We start from the raw sequence: 21,240 nt of genomic DNA on the forward strand, positions 1-21,240 counted from the left end.
GTTATTTAGATGTAATTGATTGTATAAAAAGGATTATTTGAGTTGCATCAACCATGGTCTTCCTGCGCCATCGACAGATAGACGATGGTCAGAACCATGAAAATGAATGCCTGCAAAGTGATGATCAGGATGTGGAAAATTGCCCAAGGCACGGACAGGATCCACTGTGACCACCAGGGTAACAAACCAGCAATCAGGATAAAGATCAGCTCGCCAGCATACATGTTGCCGAACAGTCGAAGACCCAGAGAAACAGGTTTGGAAATCAGCGTAACAGTTTCCAGGATGAGGTTAACCGGGATGGCCGCCGGGTGGTTGAAAGGCTGAAGCGTCAGCTCTTTCACAAACCCGCCGATACCCTTGACCTTGATGCTGTAATACAGGATCAAGAAGAACACGCCCAAAGCCATGGACATGGTGATGTTAACGTCAGCAGAGGGAACCACACGCAGATAGGGAATACCCATCAATTGTGCAGCGTGAGGGATAAAGTCAACGGGGATCAGATCCATGAAGTTCATCAGGAAGATCCACACAAACACCGTCAGCCCCAAAGGTGCGATGACCTTGTTGCGACCGTGAAAGATGTCTTTGACGTTACCATTCACAAACTCGACCAGCATCTCCACAAAGCACTGCAGCTTACCCGGCACCCCGCTGGTAGCGTTAACGGCTACTTTGCGGAACAGCAGGATAAACAGGGCGCCTAGCACGACGGAAAATACCATTGAGTCGATATTGACCGTCCAGAACCCGGACCCGACTTGAAGGTGGGTCAGGTGGTGGGAGATATATCCCTGAGGAGTCAGGACTTCTCCGGTTGCAGACATGAGTTTTCCTAATAGTGGTTGTTAAGCGTGAATGAAACCATCCACTGTACAACGAGGGCGAGGATATAAGTGGCGAAAAACGAGACGGTAACGACCTCGACTCCCGCACCAAACATCAGGGCGAATAGACCTGTTGTAGAAACGAGCTTAATCCCTGCCCCACCATAAAAGTCCCGCAAAACCAGGCCCACACTCTCGGTTGTCACCTTGCGGCGCAGCACCCAGACAGTAAACAAGGCTTGAGGAACCCAGTACATCCCCCCTCCGTAGAGGGCGGAATAACCGGCGCTGGCACCAGTCAGGTAAAACCAGACGGCACTCATCGCCAGGATCAGGATGAGCTGACAAACGAGCATAACCAAGGCCAGTGTCAAACCTTCCAAGGCTATTTTCTGCTTCACCAACCTACCCCTGAACATTACAGAACTGTAAAAAATCGGGATCCGAAGACCCCATGTTAACAGCTCTTAAAGCCGGTCAAATTATACCCTTGAGGGCAGCTATTGCAATATGACAAAAATCCTTAATTTTTGCGGCTTTCCGCGGCAAATCAGGGTTATGGTCATATCAAAAGGAATGGATGTTTTATTACTACAAAAAGCGTAAAAATCACGATTCCGACACGCCAAAATAGCCCAATATACGGTCCAAATCGGACAAATTCTCGTAACTTATTACTAACTTCCCGCTATCCCGCTTGCCAGGCTGAAGTTGCACCTGATTGCCAATTTTTTCTGCCAGTTGGCGCTCCAGGTAGCCGATCTGCGGATCACGGGCCGGTTCGACCTTGGCTTTTGCCGGTTCGAGCGCTTTTTGCACCAGCTTCTCGGTATCGCGTACGGTCAGCCCTTTCTGGGCAACCAGCTTGGCCAGTTCAGACTGGGCCTGGCCGCTCAGGGCCAGCAGGGCACGGGCATGGCCCATGTCGAGGTCGCCATGCTCGACGAAACGCTTCACATCGTCGTTGAGCTGGTTGAGACGCAACAGGTTGGTCACCGCGGTGCGGGACTTGCCCACCGCCTCGGCCACCTGCTGGTGGGTGAGTTCGAATTCGGTCAGCAGTCTTTGTAAAGCGACCGCCTCTTCGATGGCATTGAGGTCTTCCCGCTGAATATTCTCAATCAGCGCGATGGCGACGGCAGCCTCGTCGGGTACATCCTTGACGATGCAGGGCACCACCTCGAGCCGCGCCAGCTGGGACGCGCGCCAGCGCCGTTCACCGGCGATGATTTCGAAGGATTGTTCGCCGAGAGGGCGTACCACGATGGGCTGGATCACCCCCTGGGCGCGGATGGAGTTGGCAAGCTCTTCCAGTGCATCCTGGGACATATCCTTGCGGGGCTGGTACTTGCCGGACTGCAACCACTCCACCGGCAGCTTGCGCAGCTCGCCCTGATTGGTGGGGGCCATGGCCTCTTCAGTACGTTGATCGCTCATCACCTGTTTCTGGCGGGCAGCCGTGCTGGTACTGAGCAGGGCATCCAGCCCCTTGCCCAGTCCACGTTTTTTCGGAGTCATATGCTCTCTCGGTCTGCGATGGTCGCCTGACGTTCCTGCTCCTGGCGGCGCAGGATCTCGCCAGCCAGTGCCAGGTAGGCCTTGGCGCCCACCGATGATTTGTCATAGTGCATGGCCGGGGCACCGAAACTCGGGGCCTCAGCCAGTCTAACGTTGCGGGGAATGATGGTGCGGTAGACTTTGTCGCCAAAGTGCTGTTTTAGCTGATCGGACACATCATTGGCCAGCCGGTTGCGGTGATCGAACATGGTGCGCAGCACCCCTTCGATTTTGAGATCCGGATTGACCACGGCGGCCAGCTTGCTGATGGTGTCGACCAGGGCGGTGAGCCCTTCCAAAGCGTAATATTCGCACTGCATGGGCACCAGCACGGAGTCGGCGGCAGCCATAGCGTTCACGGTCAGCATGTTGAGAGAGGGCGGGCAGTCGATGAAAATGTAGTCGTATTTGTCCCGCACCGAGGCCAGCGCATTGCGCAAGCGGATTTCGCGGGCAAAAAATTCCATCAGACGAATTTCGGCCGCGGTCACGTCGGCGTTGGCGGCGATCAGGTGATAGCCCCCGGTGGTTTCGGGGATGATCACTTCGCTGATGGGGGCATCCTCGATCAGCAGCTCATAGGCGGTGCGCTCGACGTCATACTTGTCGACACCGCTGCCCATGGTGGCATTGCCCTGCGGATCCAGATCGATCACCAGCACCTTGCGCCGGGTGGCAGCCATGGAGGCGGCCAGATTCACACAGGTGGTGGTTTTACCCACTCCACCCTTCTGGTTGGCTATGGCGATGACTTTTCCCACACGATCCCCTAAATGAAACTGCGACCCTATTCGGGCTGGATATGTTTGAATTCCAGCAGATGACGCTCGCCTTCCAGCTCTGGCACCCGCAACTCATGACAGGCTACCAGACGGATATTGGCAGACAACTGGGCCAGCTCCTGCTCGGGATATTGTCCCTTGAGCGCCAGGAAGCAGCCCTGTTCTGACGGCAGGTGGTGACACCAGCTCAGCATGTCCTCCAGCGAGGCAAATGCCCGACTCAGTACACCATCAAATCCCACGTCAGGTTGATACTCTTCAACCCGGGATTTGATCGGCGTCACATTGGTCAGACCCAGCTCCTGGATCACCTGACGGATGAAGTTGATCCGCTTGCCCAGACTGTCGAGCAGGACGAACTGCTTGTCCGGATTGATGATCGCCAGCGGCAATCCCGGCAGGCCGGGACCGGTCCCCACGTCGATGAAGCGCTCACCGTGCAAGTGGGGGCTTACCACCAGGCTATCGAGGATATGCTTGACCAGCATGGCGTCCGGATCTCGCACCGAGGTGAGATTGTAAGCCTTGTTCCACTTGTGCAGCAACTCGACCAGCTGCACCAGTTGGCTCTTTTGGGTATCGGTGATAACAATTTCGGCCTGCTTGAGCAGGCCGTTCAATCTTTCCAGCATATTTTCCAACGGTGACAATCCTCAGGCGGTTTTACGCAGCAGGCCGTGTTTTTTCAGGTGAACCAGCAGGATGGAGATGGCAGCCGGGGTGATGCCGGAGATGCGGGAAGCCTGACCAATGGTCTGCGGCTTGGCATCGTTCAACTTGGCTTTCACCTCGTTGGAGAGGCCGTTCACCTCGCGATAGTCCAGATCCAGCGGCAGCAGGGTGTTCTCGTTGCGCAGCTGTTTTTCCACTTCATCGTGCTGACGCTCGATGTAACCGGCGTACTTGATCTGGATCTCAACCTGTTCGGCCGCGGCAGGATCGGTCACGGAAGGGCCGACTCCTTCGATGGCCATCAGCGCATCGTAGGTCACCTCGGGGCGACGCAACAACTCTTCCAGACTCTGTTCGCGGGTCAGCGGGGTGTTGACCAGGGCATTGACCGCCTCCAGTGACGGGTGTTGCGGGTGGATCCATGTCGAACGCATGCGCTGACGCTCCAGCTCGACCTGTTCCATCTTGGCGTTGAATTTGCTCCAGCGCTCGTCATCCACCAGACCCAGCTCGCGACCGATGGCGGTCAGGCGGATATCGGCGTTGTCTTCACGCAGCAGCAGGCGATATTCGGCACGGCTGGTGAACATGCGATAGGGCTCGCGGGTCCCCAGGGTGGAGAGATCGTCCATCATCACGCCCATGTAGGCCTGATCCCGACGAGGGTTCCAGGGATCCTTGTCCTGGGCACGCAGGGCGGCGTTCAGACCGGCCATCAGGCCTTGTGCCGCCGCCTCTTCGTAACCGGTCGTGCCGTTGATCTGGCCAGCGAAGAACAGGTTTGGAATGCACTTGCTCTCCATGTTGGCCTTGAGATCCCGCGGATCGAAGAAATCGTACTCGATGGCATAACCCGGGCGGGTGATGTGGGCGTTCTCGAAGCCGCGCACAGAACGGACGATCTGCACCTGCACGTCAAACGGCAGGCTGGTGGAGATCCCGTTCGGGTAGAGTTCGTGGGTGGTCAGACCTTCTGGCTCGACGAAGATCTGGTGCGCTGTCTTGTCGGCGAAACGGGTGATCTTGTCTTCGATCGACGGGCAGTAGCGCGGGCCGATCCCCTCGATCACCCCGGCGTACATGGGGCTGCGATCCAGGTTATTGCGGATCACCTCGTGGGTACGCTCGTTGGTGTGGGTGACGTAGCAGGGCACCTGACGCGGGTGCTGGCTGGCATCACCGATAAACGAGAAGACCGGACGCGGATCATCGCCGTGCTGGGCCTGCATCACAGAGAAATCGACGCTGCGGGCATCGATGCGCGGCGGCGTACCGGTCTTGAGACGATCGATGCGCAGCGGCAGTTCACGCAGGCGCTGGGCCAGCGCGATCGAGGGAGGATCCCCGGCGCGGCCGCCCTTGTAGTTTTCCATCCCGATGTGGATCAAACCGTTCAGGAAGGTACCGACCGTCAGCACCACAGTCTTGCCGCTGATGCGGATCCCGCTCTGGGTGACCACACCGGCAACACGATCCCCGTCCATGATCAGATCGTCACAGGCCTGCTGGAAGATCTTCAGGTTGGGGTAGTTCTCCAACATCTGGCGAACGACGGCCTTGTAGAGCAGGCGATCCGCCTGGGCACGAGTGGCTCGAACTGCCGGGCCCTTGGAGGAGTTGAGGGTGCGAAACTGGATCCCGCCAAGATCGATGGCACGCGCCATGATCCCGCCGAGTGCGTCAACTTCCCTGACCAGGTGTCCCTTGCCGATCCCGCCGATCGCCGGATTACAGGACATGTGTCCCAGCGTATCGATATTGTGGGTCAGCAACAGGGTGTTCATGCCCATACGGGCTGCCGCTGTTGCTGCTTCGGTTCCGGCATGACCGCCACCGACGACGATCACATCAAATTGTTCATGGTATTGCATTGGGATCACCTTGATCTGCACGCCTGAAGATCTTTATTTGCCTGGGCTAAAGGGCGGAACATTCTATCTGTTTCGCGTCCTGAGGGGAACGTCTACTTAACGTTCAGTATGAAGGGAGGATCCACTAATTAGATCTTAAGGATCTTTAGATCGATCTTTTACTGGATCTCTTATTAGGATCCGCCCTTTCTGTTGATAAGCACTTTTTGATCATAAAGATCATTAATTTAAGGACGATCCTAGCTTGTGGAAAAGCTTGGATCCTAGCCCTGTGAACGAGGGGATAACCAGGACTTTTATACACAGAGGTCTGTCGGTCTGGATCTAATACATGGATAACTATAGGTTTTGCAGAGCTTTACACCGTAGTTATGCACATTACCCCTGGGCGTTGTGGGTAACCTTGTAGAACAACTCCCCCGGATCAATCTGTTAATAACATGGTGGATAGTCGATCTGGGGATAAGTGGGGAGATCAAGCTTTTTTTCAGGATCTCCCGCCGCTGATCAGGCGATCATCGTCATCCAGTCGCGGATCCACACTTCTGCGGCATCTTCGGGGATCTCGTGTTGGGTCACATCAATGTCGAGCCGCTCGCCGATCCGGCTGGCACCGCACTCGGCCAGCAGCCGATCCAGCGTCTTGCCACCCTGGCAAAAGGTGTCATAACTGCTGTCACCAAGGGCGATCACGCCATATTTCAATGAATTAAGATCCGGATGCTGCTCGGCAAGAGCCTTGGCGAAGGGTTGCAGGTTGTCGGGTACATCACCGGCACCGTGGGTCGAGGTGACCACCAGCAGGATGGATCCCGCATCATCCAGTACCTCTGCCAGCTTGGCCGGGTTGTGGATCCGGGTCTGGTGGCCAGCCTGTTCCAGCAGGTTGGCGACGTGGTCTGCGACATATTCGGCGGCGCCCAGCATGGAGCCGACGACGAGATTGAGTTTGGCCATGGAATGGATCCTGATTTCAGACAAAGAAACGGAAAGCCGGATTCTACCGCCAAAGGGTGTGGATAAATATGGATAAAGCTTGGGGATAATGGATCCAGTCAGATAATGCCACCGGATCCATCCTGCCGATCTTTTTTCTGCTTCTTTATATTCCTCTCCATTTTATTCTCCGCTAATAGCTCTCCTGATGGCTCCCATCTCCCGCGAAATCCTGCCAACGATGCAGCTAGATAACAATGTAGATGCAAATGATTAGCAATTATTGAATCGATTCGATCACGGCTCCTGTAGTAGGATTGCGCTGCTTTATTCGCCCATGGAACAGGGTGATGTCGTGACAAACGACCACAAATAACAATTAAAACAACATAACTCATTGATAAACGAGACTTTAATATGATTGCGCAAAAATACACAACAGGACCCGGCAAGAAGGGCGCCTTCGGCGTGCTTTCGCTCTCCGGTTTGCTCGTCTCCCTGCCGCTGATGGCCGAACAAACCACCGCTGAACTGCCCAAAGCCAGCGAAACCATGGTAGTGACCGGTACGGCCATGAAGGTGGAAGTGCCGATGGCCGAGACCCCTCGCGCCGTTTCCGTAGTTAATCGCGAGGAACTGGATCAGCACGCCGTGTTGCAGCTGGATGAAGCGATTCGCTACCGTTCCGGCGTATTGACCGGTCTCTATGGTTCCGACAACAACACCGACTGGTTCAAGGTGCGTGGCTTCGATGCCGCCTCTTATCTGGATGGCAACCGGTTGTTTGGCACCGGCTATTACGTCTGGACGCCGGAACCGTTCGGTCTGGAGAGTGTGGAAGTGCTGAAGGGGCCAGCCTCGATCCTTTACGGTGAGGCGCCTCCGGGCGGGGTGATCAATGCCATCAGCAAGCGACCGACCGCCACGCCGCAAGGGCAGGTAGATCTGCAGCTTGGCAGCCGGGATCATCGTCAGGTCGGGGTGGATGTCTCTGACGCGCTCTCCGACAACAGCCGCTACCGCATGGTTGCTCTTTATAAAGAGCGTGATGGGGTGCTTACCGGCACCTACAACGATCGGGTTTATCTGGCGCCGAGCGTCACCTTCGATCTTTCGGATCGTACCAGCCTGACCCTGCTGGCCAGCTTCCTGCACGACGAAGGGGTCCCGACCAACGGCTTCTTCCCGGTCTATGGCACCCTGAATACGTCAGGTGGTCAGATTGATCCCTCCACCAACTTGAGCCAGCCGGATTACGATCGCAACCGCAATACCCAGATCTCCACCGGTTATGAGCTGGCCCACCAGCTCAACCAGACCTGGGAGTTCAAGCAGAACGTCCGCTTCAACTACAACGATCTGCTGCTGCGCCAGACCTATATCTTCCCGACCTATGAAGGCACAACCGCCAGTCGTGGCCTGGTTTACCGTGATGGCAATACCAAGAGTGCCACCATGGATAACCAGATGGTGGGCTACTGGAACACCGACAGCACCGAGCAGACCTTGCTGCTGGGGGGGGATCTGCAGCGTCACGTCAATGAAGGGGTCGAGGCCGACAACTACGCCATGGGCTCCATCAATACCATGAACCCGGATTACAGCGGCTTCCCCGGTTTTGATGAGTCGACCGCTACTCACCAGAAGAGCACCAAAGGTCAGAGCGGCCTCTATGCCCAGCACCAGATCCGCTGGGACGATCGCTGGTTGCTGACAGCCGGTGGCCGTTTCGACTATGTGGAGACCCACAACACCAATGCCAGCAAGGACGAGCGCCAGTACGATCACGAGCTCTCCCTCTCGGGCAGCCTGATGTATCTGGCTGACAACGGCCTCTCTCCCTACTTTGCCTATGCCGAGTCGTTCGAGGTGCTGCCGGGGATCGATCCTAACACCCGAAACTCCTACAAGCCGCTCAAGGGCAAGCTCTACGAGACCGGCGTGAAGTATGCGCCTGCCTTCCTCGACGGTTACATCAATCTGGCGCTGTTCGATCTGGCTCAGACCAACTCGCTGGTCTCTACAGGTTCCGGCCAGCAGACCCAGGCGGGTGAAGTGACCTCTCAGGGGATTGAGCTGGAAGGGAGCGTGCAGGTGACCGATGCGCTGCGTCTGACCGCTGCTTATACCTACACCGATGCCAAAACCAACGACACCGGCAAGGGCGATCGCCGTGCCAGCCTGATCCCGCGCCACATCGCCTCCTTCTGGAGCAACTACAAGGTGCAACAAGGGGTGGCCTCGGGTCTGGAGCTGGGGACTGGTGTGCGTTATATCGGTTCCAGCGTGGGTATTGGCGCCGTGAATGCGGACTACACCCCCATCTATGGATCTGCCGAGGTGCCGGCTCATACCGTCTGGGATGCGATGATCGGGTATGACTTTGCCAAGAACTGGCGTGCCCAGCTCAACGTCAACAACCTGCTGGGTGAAACCTACGTGGCCAGTTGTGACTACTACTGCTACTACGGCGAACCTCGCAGTGTAGTGGGCAGCATCAACTACCGCTGGTAATCGAAGTAGGGCGGGAACCGGATTCCCGCCCTACTTTTCACCCGCAGTTGTTCTGATCTCTCTGGAATACCGGCCCGTTATGGAACTCTTGTCTCTGGTTTATCGCCAATATCGTTGGCCCTTTATCGCCATTACCCTGCTCAGTCTGCTCAGTGCCGTCAGCGGGATTGGTGTCATTGCCTTTATCAATCAGTCTCTTATCGAATCCATCGGCGATCCGCTGCCGATCCTCGGCCAGCTGGTCGGCCTGATTGTGCTGCTGCTGGTGATCACGCTCGGCTCTCAGCTGGCCCTGACCACTCTCGGTCACCATTTTGTCTACCGGTTGCGTGGCCGTCTGCTCAAGCAACTGCTGGATACCGATGTCGCCCGCATCCGCCAGATTGGTCAGGGGCCACTGCTGGCATCTCTCTCCAGCGATATCGGCCAGATCACCATCGCCTTCGTGCGCCTGCCTGAGCTGGTGCAGGGGCTGGTGCTCACGCTGGGTTCTGCCCTCTACCTCGGCTGGCTCTCTCCGGCCCTGCTCGGGGTGACCGCGCTCTGGGTCACCGCCACCATGGTGGTGGGCTGGCTGCTGGTGAACCGTGTTTATCGCCATCTCTCCCATATGCGTCAGGCCGAAGATCGGCTCTATCAGAACTATCAGGCCATCATCGCTGGCAGCAAGGAGTTGGCGCTCAACCGCGAGCGGGCTCACTTCGTTTACCACCAGCTCTATGAGCAGAATGCCCGTGACTACCGCCAGCAGATCATCCGCGCCGACACCTATCACCTGAGCGCGGTGAACTGGTCGAATATCATGATGCTGGGGGCCATCGGTCTGGTCTTCTTTCTGGCCAACGGCCTTGGCTGGGCCAACACCAATGTGGCGGCTACCTTTGCGCTGACCTTGCTGTTCCTGCGCACCCCGCTGTTGCAGGGGATTGGCGCCCTGCCGACCCTGCTTGCCGCTCAGGTGGCGTTCGACAAGATAGCCGCCCTCAATCTGGGCGAGCCGGATGCGGACTTCCCGCTGCCGCCCGCCATCCGCCCCTGGCAGCGTATCGAGTTGGAGCAGGTGAGCTTTCACTATCAGGGGGAGGGCGGTTTTGCCGTTGGCCCCATCGATCTGGTCATCGAAAAGGGGGAGCAGATCTTCATCATCGGCGGCAACGGATCCGGCAAGTCGACGCTGGCCATGCTGCTGACCGGCCTCTACCAACCGGTATCGGGCCGGATCCTGCTGGATGGTGAGCCGATCACCGATCGCAACGGCTATTTGGCGCTCTTCTCCGCCATCTTCACCGACTATCACCTGTTCCAGCACCTGCTGGGGCCGGAACCCAAGGATGAGCTGGTGGTCGAGTGGCTGGAGCGGTTGCAGATGGGCAGCAAGCTCACCATCGAGGATGGCTTTATTGCCGATATCGATCTCTCTCAAGGGCAGCGCAAGCGGGTCGCCCTGCTGCTGGCGCTGGCCGAGCAGCGCGAGGTGATGCTGTTTGACGAGTGGGCTGCGGATCAGGATCCCCAGTTCCGCCGCATCTTCTATCAGGTGCTGCTGCCTCGCCTCAAGGAGATGGGCAAGACCGTGATCGCTATCAGTCACGATGATCACTATTTCCCGCTGGCCGATCGCCTGCTGGAGATGCGTCAGGGCCAGCTCACTGAACTGACCGGCGCGCGCCGTGCCGCAGTGAGCCGCGATGCGATCGCCCATCTGGATTACGAGGTGCTGGTTTGATGCCTGCACCGATCAGACTGGCGGCAAGCCAGCACAGGAATTGCTTATGTTCGAGATGAAATCAGCCAGCTTCACGGTCAATGACCGCACGCTGCTGCACCCCACCGACCTGCGTTTCGAGCAGGGACAGGTCTATGGCCTCATCGGCCACAATGGGTCGGGCAAATCGACCCTGCTCAAGCTGCTGGCACGCCAGCAACCCCTCAGCGACGGCGAGATCCTGTTCGATGGCAAGCCGCTGCCCGACTGGGGCAATCGGGAGTTTGCCCGTCAGGTGGCCTATCTGCCCCAGCATTTGCCGAGCGCCGAGAATCTGCTCGGGCGGGAGCTGGTGGAGATGGGCCGCTATCCCTGGCGCGGCCTGCTGGGCCGGATGGGGGCGGAGGATCACTGTCAGGTCGAGCGGGCCATCGCCCTTACCCATACCGAACGCTTTGCCGATCGGCTGGTGGATACCCTCTCCGGCGGCGAGCGGGGGCGGGTCTGGCTGGCGATGCTGCTGGCTCAGGAGAGCCGCTTCATCCTGCTGGACGAGCCGCTGGCTGCGCTGGATGTGGCCCATCAGGTGGAGGTGCTGACGCTGGTCAAGCAGTTGAGCCGTCAGCTCAACCTTGGGGTCATCATCGTCATTCACGACATCAATATGGCCTCCCGCTTCTGTGATCGGTTGGTGGCGCTCCACTCCGGCCGCCTGCTTACCCACGGCGAACCTGAGGGGCTCATGACCAGTGAGACCCTGCACGCCATCTATGGCATTCCGATGGAGGTCATTCGCCACCCGGCTCATGCTCATCCCATCGCCATCGTCTGACCGGGGGGCTCTCTTGAACCGTTTATTGAAGAAGATGGCACCCTGCCTTATTAGCCTGCTGCTGCCACTTGCGGCGCAGGCCGAAACATCCCCGATCGCCTCTGCACCGCTACCCCGTATCGCCACTGTCGACTGGACCATTGCCGAAACCTTGCTGGCGCTCGGGGTGACGCCGCTGGCGGTGGGGGATGCAGGCCCCTATCAGGCATGGGTCGGCGAGCCACGGCTACCCGCCGAGGTGGTGGATATCGGCCTGCGCACCCAACCCAACCGCGAGCTGCTGGTGGAGCTCAAACCCGATCGCATCCTCATCTCGCCGCTGGCGGCTCCGCTGGCACCAACTCTTTCCCGCATCGCGCCGGTGAGCACCATTGCCCTCTATGATGGGCAAACCGATCTGTGGCAGAGACTGCACGAGGTGACCCTGACCCTCGCCCGTATGGTGGGCAAAACCGCCGAGGGCGAACGGCTGCTGGCCGGGCTGGATCAGGAACTGGCCAGTATGCAGGCCAGATTGCCTGCGGATCTGCCGCCCCTGCTGGTGGTGCAGTTTATCGATGAGCGCCATGTGCGGGTGTTTGGTCGCCACAGCCTGTTCGATGCGGTGATGACGCGGCTCGGCCTGCGCAATGGCTGGCAGGAGCAGACCAATGACTGGGGGTTCTCGGTGGTCAGCATCGAGCAGTTCATGACCTTGCCAACCGCGCGGCTGGTGGTGGTCGATCCCATCCCGGTAGGGGTGAGCGAACGGCTGCAGGAGCCTGGGCTGTGGCAGCATCTGCCGCTGGTACGGCAGGCGCCCGTGCTGCATCTGCCTGCGGTCTGGAGTTTTGGCGGCGTACTTGCCGCCCGCCGTTTCGCCGGTCTGCTCAGCGATGCATTGCTGCAAGATGCCCAGCGTATGGAGGCGAGCCGATGAAGCGACTGCTCACATCGCCGCTGCTGCGGCCGGTCTCGATCCTGCTGGGGTTGACCCTCTCGCTCGCGTATTGGGAGCTGGCTCGCCAGCTGCCCGGTGCGCTCTGGTGGCAGAGCCTCTTCGCCCCCAATCTTAATGACGTCAGCCAAGCAGTGGTGCATTTCAGCTGGCTGCCCAGCTTGGCTGTCACCCTGCTGGCCGGGGCGGCGCTCGGGCTGGCGGGCACCCTGATGCAGCAGGTGCTGCGCAACCCGCTCGCGTCACCGACCACCTTGGGGGTGGCCTCCGGTGCCCAACTGGCGTTGATGATGGTGACCCTGTTTGCCCCCTCCTGGTTGCTGTTGGGGTGGGAGTGGATCGCCATGGCCGGTGGCAGCCTCGCGATGGCACTGGTGTTTGCCCTGGCCTGGCGTCGCCAGCTCAATCCGGTGGTCATCGTCTTTGCCGGGCTGGTGATCAACCTCTATCTGGCGGCCATCAGCATGGGGCTCTTGCTGTTCTTTCAGGAGGAGCTGAAAGGCTTGCTGGTGTGGGGCAGTGGCTCGCTAGTGCAGAACAGCTGGAGCGGGGTGAGTTACCTGTTACCCCGCCTGCTGGCAGCTGCGGTGCTGGCCGCTGTGCTGGTGCGCCCGCTGGCAGTGCTGGAGTTGGATGATGCCAGCGCCCGCAGTCTTGGGGTCTCCCTCCAACACTTGCGACTGGCGGGGCTTGGCTTGGCGGTATTTGTCACTGCTTGCGTGGTGAGCGTGGTGGGGCTGATCGGCTTTATCGGGCTGGCCGCACCGGCCATGGTGCGGCTGCTCGGGATCCGCCAGCTTGGCCAGCGGCTGCTGTGGGCACCGATCCTCGGCGCCCTGCTGTTGGCGGCCACCGATCTGCTGCTGCAGAGCCTGAGCCGCTTCTGGCCAGTCTTGATCCCCACCGGTGCCATGACCGCCCTGCTGGGGGCGCCGCTGCTGCTCTGGCTGATCCCGCGCCTGGGTATCAAGTCGGGTACGCCGAAGGCTAACGCCGGCCTGCTGGTGGCTCGCCATCCGGCTCCGGCTCGCCTTATTGGCCTGTTGCTGGTCGGGCTGCTGCTGGCCATGGTCGCCTCCCTGCTGTTTGGTCAGGGAGTGACGGGCTGGAGCTGGCCAAGCTGGCTCCGCTGGCAGGCCCAGCTGGAGTGGCGGCTGCCGCGCACTCTGGCGGCGGGGGCGGCTGGCGTACTATTGGCGCTGGCGGGCACTCTGTTGCAGCGGGTCAGCAACAATCCTATGGCGAGTCCGGAGCTGCTGGGGGTGAGCGGCGGCACCTTTATGGGGGTGATAGCGACGGCGCTGTTGCTGCCTGCATTGCCCCTGCCGCTGATGCTGGTCGGTGGCCTGCTCGGTGCCTTCGGCTGCCTGTTGCTGCTGGTGGTGGTCAATCGCAAGCACGGCTTCCAGCCGGAGCGGATCCTGCTCTCAGGTATCGCCATCACGGCGTTGTTTGAGCCGCTGCAGGCCATCGCGCTAGCCAACGGCGACATGCGGGTGCAGCAACTGCTTTCCTGGATGTCCGGCTCCACCTACTACGTCACCCTGCCGGTGGCCTATGGGCTGGTGGGGCTGGCGCTGTTGATGCTGGCCGCCTGCCTGCTGGTGAGCCGCTGGCTCGATCTGCTGCCAATGGGGAGTGCGGTGGCGACCGCGCTGGGCATTCGCCTCAACCGTGCCCAGCTCGCCATCCTGCTGCTGGTGGCCGTGCTCACCGCCAGTGCCACCCTGGTGGTCGGGCCGCTCTCGTTCGTCGGTCTGTTGGCACCGCATATGGCCAAGCTGATGGGGCTGGTGCGGGCTCGCTGGCACCTGCTTGGGGCCGCCGCTTCCGGCGCCCTGTTGATGGTGTCGGCGGACTGGGTCGGCCAGCAGATCCTCTTCCCGCAGGAGGTGCCGGTCGGGCTGGTCTCCACCCTGTTAGGGGGCGCTTACTTCATGTGGTGCCTGCGTCGCCTCTAGGTTTGCGGACAAAAAACGCACAACAAAAAGCCCGGGATGAACCCGGGCTTTTTGTTGCCTGCTGTGCGGAGAGTTACTTGCCGATGCAGAAGCTGGAGAAGATACGGCCCAGCAGATCGTCGGAGCTGAATTCGCCGGTGATCTCGGAGAGGGACTCCTGCGCTAGGCGCAACTCTTCGGCCACCAGCTCACCGGCCACGAACACTTCCAGCTGCTCCTTGGCCACCAGCAGGCGCTCGGCGGCGCGCTCCAGCGCATCCAGATGGCGGCGACGGGCCATAAAGCCCCCTTCGGTGTTGCCCTGGAAGCCCATGCAGGCTTTCAGGTGCTCGCGCAGGGCGGGCAGCCCCAGCTCGGTCTTGGCGGAGATGCGGTAGACGGCATGGCCCTGCTCCTGACTCGGTGCCAGATCCTCGCCGGTCAGGTCGGCCTTGTTGCGAATGACGGTGAGGCCGATGTTTTTTGGCAACCGATCAACAAATTCCGGCCAGATCTCCCGCGGGTCAACCGCATCTGTGGTGGTGCCATCCACCATAAACAGCACCCGGTCGGCCTGTTCGATCTCGGCCCAGGCGCGTTCGATACCGATCTGCTCCACCTTGTCCTGAGTGTCGCGCAGACCGGCTGTGTCGATGATGTGCAGCGGCATGCCATCGAGATGGATGTGCTCGCGCAGCACGTCGCGGGTGGTACCGGCAATCTCGGTGACGATGGCTGACTCGCGCCCTGCCAAAGCGTTGAGCAGGCTCGATTTGCCGGCGTTGGGACGACCGGCGATCACCACCTTCATCCCTTCCCGCAGCAGCGCGCCCTGTTTGGCTTCCCCGCGCACGTCGTCCAGCTCGGACATGATGGCGTAGAGGTCGCCCGCCACCTTGCCGTCGGAGAGGAAGTCGATCTCCTCGTCCGGGAAGTCGATGGCCGCTTCCACGTAGATGCGCAGCCGGATCAGGCTCTCCACCAGTTGCTGGATTTTGCTGGAGAACTGCCCCTGCAGGGAGTGCATGGCGCTGCGGGCGGCCTGTTCGCTGGAGGCTTCAATAAGGTCAGCGATAGCTTCGGCCTGGGCCAGATCCAGCTTGTCGTTGATGAAGGCGCGCTCGCTGAACTCGCCGGGGCGGGCAGGGCGGATGCCATCGATTTTCAGAATGCGGCGGATCAGCATGTCCATGATGACGGGGCCGCCGTGGCCCTGCAGCTCCAGCACATCCTCGCCGGTGAAGCTGTTGGGGGCTTTGAACAGCAGGGCTATGCCCTGATCCAGTACCTGGCCTTGCTCATCCTTGAACGGCAGATATTCGGCGTAGCGCACCCGCGGGAGCTTGCCGAGCACTATCCCGGCGACCTGTTCGGCGGCGGGGCCGGAGACCCGGACTATGCCGACGCCACCACGGCCTGGCGCGGTGGCCTGGGCCACGATCGTATCTGTTGTCATCTTGCTTGGCTCGTTTGTTCGCTGATAGGAAAACGTAGTGGGAGACATTGTAATAAAAAAGGCGGCCCGAAGGCCGCCTCTTTTGTCATCACGGGAAGATTAGCTGCGTGAATGCAGTCCTTTCTTCTCCAGCTGACGATAGATGATGGTCTGCTGGATGATGGAGATGACGTTGCTCACCAGCCAGTAGAGAGTCAGGCCAGCCGGGAACCAGAGGAACATGAAAGTGAAGATGATCGGCATGAACTGCATCACTTTCTGCTGCATCGGGTCGGTTACGGTGGTCGGGCTCATCTTCTGCAGATACCACATGGAGGCACCCATGAGGATTGGCAGCACGAAGAAGGGGTCCTTCACTGACAGGTCAGTGATCCACAGGGCAAACGGCGCGTGACGCAGTTCAACGGATTCCATCAGTGCCCAGTAGAGGGCGATGAAGATCGGCATCTGAACCAGGATCGGCAGGCAGCCACCCAGCGGGTTGACCTTCTCCTTCTTGTACAGCTCCATCATGCCCTGAGACATCTTCTGGCGGTCATCGCCGAAGCGCTCACGCAGGGCCGCAATCTTGGGTTGCAGCATGCGCATCTTGGCCATGGAGGTGTACTGGGCCTTGGTCAGCGGGAACATGATGCCGCGTACCAGCAGGGTCAGCATGATGATGGCCAGACCCCAGTTCTGGACGAAACCGTGGAACACGGTCAGCAGCCAGTGCAGCGGTTGGGCGATGAACCACAGCCAGCCGTAGTCGACGGTCAGGTCGAGGTGGTTAGCCACCTTGGCCATCTGGTCTTGCAGCTTGGGACCGACCCACAGCTTGCTGGTCACTTCGGCCTGTTGGCCGGCAGCCACGTCAACCTGCGGCGCCTTGTAACCGATGATGGCCTGGCCTTTGCCCGGGATCACGCGGCTGTAGAAGCTGTTGGTATCGTCGGCATTCGGAGCCCAGGCAGAGACGAAGTAGTGTTGCAGCATGGCGACCCAACCACCCTTGGTGGTCTTGTTCAGGTCGGCATCCTTCATCTCGTCGAAGGTGTACTTCTTGTAGCGGGTATCTTCAGTGGAGAAGGCACCACCACGGTAAGCGCTGGCTACCATGGCATGACCTTCCTGATCCTTCGGTGTGGCTACGGTCTGCTTCAGCTGACCATAGAACTGCACCTGAACCGGCTCGGCAGATTTGTTGTCGATCTTGTAATCAACGCCAACGGCATAGTCGCCACGCTTGAGGATGAACTCCTTGGTGAAGACCACGCCCTTGCTGTCGGTCCAGGTCATCGGAACGACGACTTGATCCTGACCATCGGCCAGCTGATAGCTGGTCTGGGCGGCTTCATAGGTAGGACGACCTTCGGCCTGACTGTCCGGACCGTTGCGACCCACCAGACCGCTCTGGGCGATATAGAGGTGCTCAGGCTTGCTGGTCAGCAGCACGAACGGTTGGTCCTTGCCCTCTTCCAGTTTGTGAGACAGCAGTTCAGCAGACACGACGTCACCACCCTGGGTATCCAGGGTCAGCTTGAGCACGTCAGAGGAGACGGTGATCAGCTTGCGTGCAGCAGTCGCGTTGGCTTGCTCGGAAACCTGAGGAATATCACCGGTCTGACCGGCTTCAGGTACGAAATGTTCGGTTTGGGCCACGGTAGTCGGGGCCGGCTTCGGAGCCTTGTCGGACTCCCACTGTTGCCAGAGCAGAAAGCTCACGAACAGCAAACCGATCAGGAGTAGATTGCGTTGTGATTCCATAGTCTTCAGTTTCTTCGCTTTGGTTGCGGAACCGGGTCATAACCACCCTCGGATAAGGGATGGCATTTTAATAGACGTTTGCTAGCTAACCAAACGCCTTTTATGAAACCGTGAAGTCGGATGGCTTCTATCGCAAATTGGGAACAAGTTGGAGTAAAACGGCAGCGCGGCCCGAGCAGAGGGCTAATGATTAGCTGATACAGGCGTATCAGTTTGATAGCTACCCATTGCAACGGCGTGACAGAGTGCGCCATAGCTTTTCCAGTAACTTGAACAGTTCCTCGTTATCCATCTCTTTCACACCGGCCTTGGCGATCACCACGATGTCGATAGCGGGCAGCTGATGTTGTTTGAGGCGGAAACTTTCCCGGACCACCCGTTTGACACGGTTACGCCAGACGGCACGCTTGAGTGCTTTTTTAGGCACAGCGAGACCAAGACGAGAGTGTTCGAGTGAATTGGGGCAGGCGAGAAGCGTAATTTGCGGGGAAGCAGCCCGGACAGGCTCGGCGAAAACGCGTTTGAAGTGTTCGGGAGTTAACAGACGTAACTCCCGAGAGAAGGTGTGCTGGGTAGGCATTAAACTACCAGACGGGCACGACCCTTGGCACGACGAGCGGCCAGAACTTTACGACCGTTGGCAGTTGCCATGCGGGCGCGGAAACCGTGAGAGCGCTTGCGCTTCAGGTTGGACGGTTGAAAAGTACGTTTCATGATTCGATTCCGTATTTCTGTACAGTTTTGATTGTCACACTTAGCCGACGCGCCAGCTATAGCGTGTGACGACTAGCAAAAGAGGCCGAATTCTAAACAGAGTTCGGCTTTTAGTCAATCCGCCGTTCCTTCTCATCCTGCCGTGGTCTTGAAAAGGCCGCTGCCGAGCGTGAGGATCCAGAGGATCAAGGGCTCCGGATTATACTGGCAACCCGGGGTTAAACAAGGGATCCCTCAATAAAAAAGGCGGCCAGGCCGCCAAAGAGAGAGCTATTTAAGGACTTTCCGCAAGAACTCCCGGGTACGGGGATCCTTGGGATCGACCAATATCTGATCCGGCGGGCCCTGCTCGACGATCCGCCCTCCTTCCATGAAGATCACCCGATCGGCAACATCACGAGCAAATTCAATCTCATGAGTCACCACCACCATAGTCTGGTGCTGGCGGGCCAACTCCTTCATCAACCCCAAAACCTCGTCGACCCACTCGGGATCGAGGGCCGAGGTGGGCTCATCAAACAGGATCACCTTGGAGTGGGCCGCCATGGCGCGGCCAATGCCGACTCGTTGTTGTTGGCCGCCGGAGAGGGAGGCCGGATAGGCATCCTGCTTGTCGGCGAGGCCAATGTCCTTGAGGATGCCGAGCGCTGTGGCGCGGGCCTCCGCTTTTGGCTGCTTCCAGACGGTGATCAGCCCTTCGGCGATGTTGTCGAGCGCCGTCTTGTTGGCAAACAGGGCATAATTCTGGAACACGAAGGAGGCCCGTTTGCGCAGCTCGATCGCCTGCTGTTCGCTGGCCTTGGCCAGATTCAGCTTGAGATCGTCGATGGCAAGGGTGCCCGCATCCGGGGTCTCCAGCAGGTTCAGGCAGCGCAACAGGGTCGATTTGCCGGTGCCGGAGGGGCCGATGATGACGACAATTTCCCCCTTTTTTACTTCCAGATCGATACCGTTGAGCACCTGATTGCCGTGATATGCCTTGGAGAGGCCGGTTAGCTTGATCATGAACGCCCTCCTTTAATAGGCACGGTTGAGACGGACTTCCAGCAGATGCTGCAAGCGGGTAAAGAAGATCACCACCACCCAGTAGATCAGCGCCACCGCCATAAAGCTCTCGAAGAACTTGAAGGAGGAGGAGGCTTCCATCTGCGCTTTGCCCATGATCTCGGCCACTCCCAGGGTGAACGCCAGCGAGGTGCTCTTGATCATGTCGATGAAGTAGTTCATCAGCGACGGGGTGGCGATGCGGGCCGCCTGCGGCAGGATGATCCGCTGCATCGCCTGATAACGGCTCATGCCGATACTGAGCGCCGCTTCCATCTGGCTTTTGTGAATGCCGAGGATGGCTGCGCGGATCGACTCAGCCATATAGGCGGCGAAGTGCAGGGTCAGACCGACGATGGCGGCGGTAAAGGCATCCATTCCCACGAAGATCGGGAACAGTTGCGGCAATCCGTAGTAGAGCAGGAACAGCTGAACGAGTAGCGGTGTACCCCGAAAGAACGAGATATAGAGCATCGCCAGCCAGTGAATCGCAGGGACGCGAAACACCCGTACTATCGCCAGGGCCAGCGAGAGTACGAGTGCCAGCACGAATCCCCACAGGGCCATTTCCATCGTGGTGCCCAGGTATTTGAGCAGGATGGGAAACAGCCCCAGCGTGTATTCGAGGTCAAATTCCATCATTTATTTGTCGGTGATGTCGGAAGCGAACCATTTCTCGGAGATCTGACGCAGGGAGCCATCCTTGCGCATGGCAGTCAGGGCCTCGTCGACCTTCTTCAGCAGCGCCTGTTTCTCCGGGGTCTTCAGGAAGGGCAGGGCGTTCTCGATAGTCTCGAACGGTGCGCCAGCCTGTTGCAGCGGCAGCTTGGACTCTTTGATCAGCTGGGCGGTGGAGACGCGGTCCATCACGAAGGCATCGATGCGACCCAGGGCAACATCCTGCTCGAAGGCGGAGTCATAGGTGCGGATATCGATCTTCTTGTTCGGGTCGTTCTTGCGCAGCAGCTCTTCGAAGTTGGAACCCAGGTTCACGGCAACGCTCTTGCCTTCCAGATCCTTGATACCGTGGATGGTGCTGTTGCCCTTGCGTACCACGATCTGGGCGCCGTCATAGACGTAAGGCTGGGAGAAGTCGTACTTCGCCTTGCGCTCGTCGGTGATGGTGATCTGGTTGGAGATGGTGTCGATGCGGCCGGTTTCCAGCATGCCAAACAGGCCGGAGAAGCTGGCGGTCACGAATTCGACCTTGTAGCCGGTGCGCTCTCCGATCTGGTTCCACATATCCACTTCAAAGCCCTGCAGCTTGTCCTGCTTGACGAAGGTGAACGGGAAATATTTGCCAGACATGCCGACCTTGATGGTCTCCTGGGCGATGGCCTGACCGGACAGGGTGGCGAGCAGGATGGCTGCGCCGGAAATCAGTTTGATGGATGTTTTCATGGTGTTTCTCTCTCTCAATGTCTTGTATTTGTAGTTGTAATAACTGGTTTGGCCCTGATGTTATTGGAATAAAATTTAAAAAATAAATGACATTTGGTTATATGAAATAACAGGAGAGAAGCACGGGATCGACCAATCCGGACGGTGGATCAAGCTGTGGGTAACTTTGGGGATGAAATCCGATCCAAAGGCGCTGGATCCTTGAAAGTCAAGGATCTTATTTGCTGGATCCACCGGGCGATGGCTGGAGATCCGGCGGCTAAAAACGTAGAATAGCCGGTCTTTAGTTAATCAATCGACAGG

The 21,240-nt window shown here is 58.8% G+C and carries 20 protein-coding genes; 5 read left to right on the forward strand and 15 right to left on the reverse strand.

The features are described 5' to 3' along the window. Positions 1-47 precede the first annotated feature (47 nt). The 7 genes from atpB to mioC form a co-directional block, all read right to left on the reverse strand. Complete coding sequence (gene atpB / locus VF684_RS14510; RefSeq protein ID WP_005339335.1) at positions 48-830, reverse strand: F0F1 ATP synthase subunit A; 783 nt, start codon at positions 828-830, stop codon at positions 48-50. Between the two features lie 8 nt (positions 831-838). Beyond that, positions 839-1,249 (reverse strand): ATP synthase subunit I, encoded by a 411-nt coding sequence (locus VF684_RS14515; protein WP_162516111.1) that lies wholly within the window; start codon positions 1,247-1,249, stop codon positions 839-841. A 190-nt stretch (positions 1,250-1,439) separates the two neighbouring features. Beyond that, positions 1,440-2,348 (reverse strand): ParB/RepB/Spo0J family partition protein, encoded by a 909-nt coding sequence (locus VF684_RS14520; RefSeq protein WP_201998717.1) that lies wholly within the window; start codon positions 2,346-2,348, stop codon positions 1,440-1,442. Continuing rightward, positions 2,345-3,148 (reverse strand): ParA family protein, encoded by an 804-nt coding sequence (locus VF684_RS14525; RefSeq protein ID WP_201915015.1) that lies wholly within the window; start codon positions 3,146-3,148, stop codon positions 2,345-2,347. The genes VF684_RS14520 and VF684_RS14525 overlap by 4 nt, the downstream gene beginning before the upstream one ends. 26 nt (positions 3,149-3,174) lie before the next feature. Then, entirely contained in the window at positions 3,175-3,801 is a 627-nt protein-coding gene (gene rsmG, locus VF684_RS14530) for a 16S rRNA (guanine(527)-N(7))-methyltransferase RsmG (protein ID WP_440174319.1), read from the reverse strand. A gap of 21 nt (positions 3,802-3,822) precedes the next feature. Beyond that, complete coding sequence (gene mnmG, locus VF684_RS14535) at positions 3,823-5,712, reverse strand: tRNA uridine-5-carboxymethylaminomethyl(34) synthesis enzyme MnmG (RefSeq protein WP_042063321.1); 1,890 nt, start codon at positions 5,710-5,712, stop codon at positions 3,823-3,825. Positions 5,713-6,219: 507 nt separating this feature from the next. Next, positions 6,220-6,669: an FMN-binding protein MioC gene (gene mioC, locus VF684_RS14540; protein ID WP_201915017.1), complete on the reverse strand. Its 450-nt coding sequence runs from the start codon at positions 6,667-6,669 to the stop codon at positions 6,220-6,222. Positions 6,670-7,065: 396 nt separating this feature from the next. On the opposite strand from mioC, the gene VF684_RS14545 reads away from it, so the two are divergent. The 5 genes from VF684_RS14545 (at position 7,066) to fhuB (ending at position 14,597) form a co-directional block, all read left to right on the forward strand. After that, complete coding sequence (locus VF684_RS14545) at positions 7,066-9,162, forward strand: TonB-dependent siderophore receptor (RefSeq protein ID WP_139440393.1); 2,097 nt, start codon at positions 7,066-7,068, stop codon at positions 9,160-9,162. A 79-nt stretch (positions 9,163-9,241) separates the two neighbouring features. Next, positions 9,242-10,888 carry a multidrug ABC transporter permease/ATP-binding protein gene (locus VF684_RS14550; protein ID WP_440174320.1) on the forward strand — a complete coding sequence of 549 codons (1,647 nt, stop codon included), beginning with the start codon at positions 9,242-9,244 and terminating at the stop codon, positions 10,886-10,888. Positions 10,889-10,934: 46 nt separating this feature from the next. Continuing rightward, complete coding sequence (locus VF684_RS14555; protein ID WP_139440391.1) at positions 10,935-11,699, forward strand: ATP-binding cassette domain-containing protein; 765 nt, start codon at positions 10,935-10,937, stop codon at positions 11,697-11,699. A 34-nt stretch (positions 11,700-11,733) separates the two neighbouring features. Then, positions 11,734-12,618, forward strand: a complete 885-nt coding sequence (locus tag VF684_RS14560; protein ID WP_139440409.1) for an ABC transporter substrate-binding protein — start codon at positions 11,734-11,736, stop codon at positions 12,616-12,618. Then, the gene (gene fhuB / locus VF684_RS14565; RefSeq protein WP_139440390.1) at positions 12,615-14,597 is read left to right on the forward strand and encodes a Fe(3+)-hydroxamate ABC transporter permease FhuB; all 1,983 of its coding nucleotides are present in this window, start codon (positions 12,615-12,617) and stop codon (positions 14,595-14,597) included. Before VF684_RS14560 ends, fhuB begins: the two co-directional genes overlap by 4 nt. A 73-nt stretch (positions 14,598-14,670) precedes the next feature. Here fhuB and mnmE read toward each other — a convergent pair whose 3' ends face one another. The 8 genes from mnmE to VF684_RS14605 form a co-directional block, all read right to left on the reverse strand. Next, positions 14,671-16,032, reverse strand: coding sequence for a tRNA uridine-5-carboxymethylaminomethyl(34) synthesis GTPase MnmE (mnmE, locus tag VF684_RS14570; protein WP_019445516.1), 1,362 nt, complete (start codon positions 16,030-16,032; stop codon positions 14,671-14,673). Between the two features lie 99 nt (positions 16,033-16,131). Next, complete coding sequence (gene yidC / locus VF684_RS14575; protein WP_201998719.1) at positions 16,132-17,778, reverse strand: membrane protein insertase YidC; 1,647 nt, start codon at positions 17,776-17,778, stop codon at positions 16,132-16,134. A gap of 5 nt (positions 17,779-17,783) precedes the next feature. Next, positions 17,784-18,032: a membrane protein insertion efficiency factor YidD gene (yidD, locus tag VF684_RS14580; protein WP_010672280.1), complete on the reverse strand. Its 249-nt coding sequence runs from the start codon at positions 18,030-18,032 to the stop codon at positions 17,784-17,786. Further along, positions 17,999-18,358 (reverse strand): ribonuclease P protein component, encoded by a 360-nt coding sequence (gene rnpA, locus VF684_RS14585; protein WP_005339313.1) that lies wholly within the window; start codon positions 18,356-18,358, stop codon positions 17,999-18,001. Before rnpA ends, yidD begins: the two co-directional genes overlap by 34 nt. Beyond that, positions 18,358-18,492 (reverse strand): 50S ribosomal protein L34, encoded by a 135-nt coding sequence (rpmH, locus tag VF684_RS14590; RefSeq protein WP_005307156.1) that lies wholly within the window; start codon positions 18,490-18,492, stop codon positions 18,358-18,360. Before rpmH ends, rnpA begins: the two co-directional genes overlap by 1 nt. Before the next feature lie 270 nt (positions 18,493-18,762). Further along, the gene (locus tag VF684_RS14595) at positions 18,763-19,497 is read right to left on the reverse strand and encodes an amino acid ABC transporter ATP-binding protein (RefSeq protein WP_040068428.1); all 735 of its coding nucleotides are present in this window, start codon (positions 19,495-19,497) and stop codon (positions 18,763-18,765) included. Between the two features lie 12 nt (positions 19,498-19,509). Further along, positions 19,510-20,178: an amino acid ABC transporter permease gene (locus VF684_RS14600; protein ID WP_019445518.1), complete on the reverse strand. Its 669-nt coding sequence runs from the start codon at positions 20,176-20,178 to the stop codon at positions 19,510-19,512. Next, complete coding sequence (locus VF684_RS14605) at positions 20,179-20,937, reverse strand: amino acid ABC transporter substrate-binding protein (protein ID WP_019445519.1); 759 nt, start codon at positions 20,935-20,937, stop codon at positions 20,179-20,181. It abuts the gene before it with no gap. Positions 20,938-21,240 lie beyond the last annotated feature (303 nt).

This window comes from Aeromonas sp. Lyrl_2 (assembly GCF_051948815.1).
GTDB classification, from domain to species: domain Bacteria; phylum Pseudomonadota; class Gammaproteobacteria; order Enterobacterales; family Aeromonadaceae; genus Aeromonas; species Aeromonas veronii.

Coding starts and splice junctions, on each gene's coding strand:
- atpB (WP_005339335.1), bottom strand. CDS start 830: ATGTCTGCAACCGGAGAAGTCCTGACTCCTCAGGGATATATCTCCCAC.
- VF684_RS14515 (WP_162516111.1), bottom strand. CDS start 1,249: ATGTTCAGGGGTAGGTTGGTGAAGCAGAAAATAGCCTTGGAAGGTTTG.
- VF684_RS14520 (WP_201998717.1), bottom strand. CDS start 2,348: ATGACTCCGAAAAAACGTGGACTGGGCAAGGGGCTGGATGCCCTGCTC.
- rsmG (WP_440174319.1), bottom strand. CDS start 3,801: ATGCTGGAAAGATTGAACGGCCTGCTCAAGCAGGCCGAAATTGTTATC.
- mnmG (WP_042063321.1), bottom strand. CDS start 5,712: ATGCAATACCATGAACAATTTGATGTGATCGTCGTCGGTGGCGGTCAT.
- mioC (WP_201915017.1), bottom strand. CDS start 6,669: ATGGCCAAACTCAATCTCGTCGTCGGCTCCATGCTGGGCGCCGCCGAA.
- VF684_RS14545 (WP_139440393.1), top strand. CDS start 7,066: ATGATTGCGCAAAAATACACAACAGGACCCGGCAAGAAGGGCGCCTTC.
- VF684_RS14550 (WP_440174320.1), top strand. CDS start 9,242: ATGGAACTCTTGTCTCTGGTTTATCGCCAATATCGTTGGCCCTTTATC.
- VF684_RS14555 (WP_139440391.1), top strand. CDS start 10,935: ATGTTCGAGATGAAATCAGCCAGCTTCACGGTCAATGACCGCACGCTG.
- VF684_RS14560 (WP_139440409.1), top strand. CDS start 11,734: ATGGCACCCTGCCTTATTAGCCTGCTGCTGCCACTTGCGGCGCAGGCC.
- fhuB (WP_139440390.1), top strand. CDS start 12,615: ATGAAGCGACTGCTCACATCGCCGCTGCTGCGGCCGGTCTCGATCCTG.
- mnmE (WP_019445516.1), bottom strand. CDS start 16,032: ATGACAACAGATACGATCGTGGCCCAGGCCACCGCGCCAGGCCGTGGT.
- yidC (WP_201998719.1), bottom strand. CDS start 17,778: ATGGAATCACAACGCAATCTACTCCTGATCGGTTTGCTGTTCGTGAGC.
- yidD (WP_010672280.1), bottom strand. CDS start 18,032: ATGGCGCACTCTGTCACGCCGTTGCAATGGGTAGCTATCAAACTGATA.
- rnpA (WP_005339313.1), bottom strand. CDS start 18,358: ATGCCTACCCAGCACACCTTCTCTCGGGAGTTACGTCTGTTAACTCCC.
- rpmH (WP_005307156.1), bottom strand. CDS start 18,492: ATGAAACGTACTTTTCAACCGTCCAACCTGAAGCGCAAGCGCTCTCAC.
- VF684_RS14595 (WP_040068428.1), bottom strand. CDS start 19,497: ATGATCAAGCTAACCGGCCTCTCCAAGGCATATCACGGCAATCAGGTG.
- VF684_RS14600 (WP_019445518.1), bottom strand. CDS start 20,178: ATGATGGAATTTGACCTCGAATACACGCTGGGGCTGTTTCCCATCCTG.
- VF684_RS14605 (WP_019445519.1), bottom strand. CDS start 20,937: ATGAAAACATCCATCAAACTGATTTCCGGCGCAGCCATCCTGCTCGCC.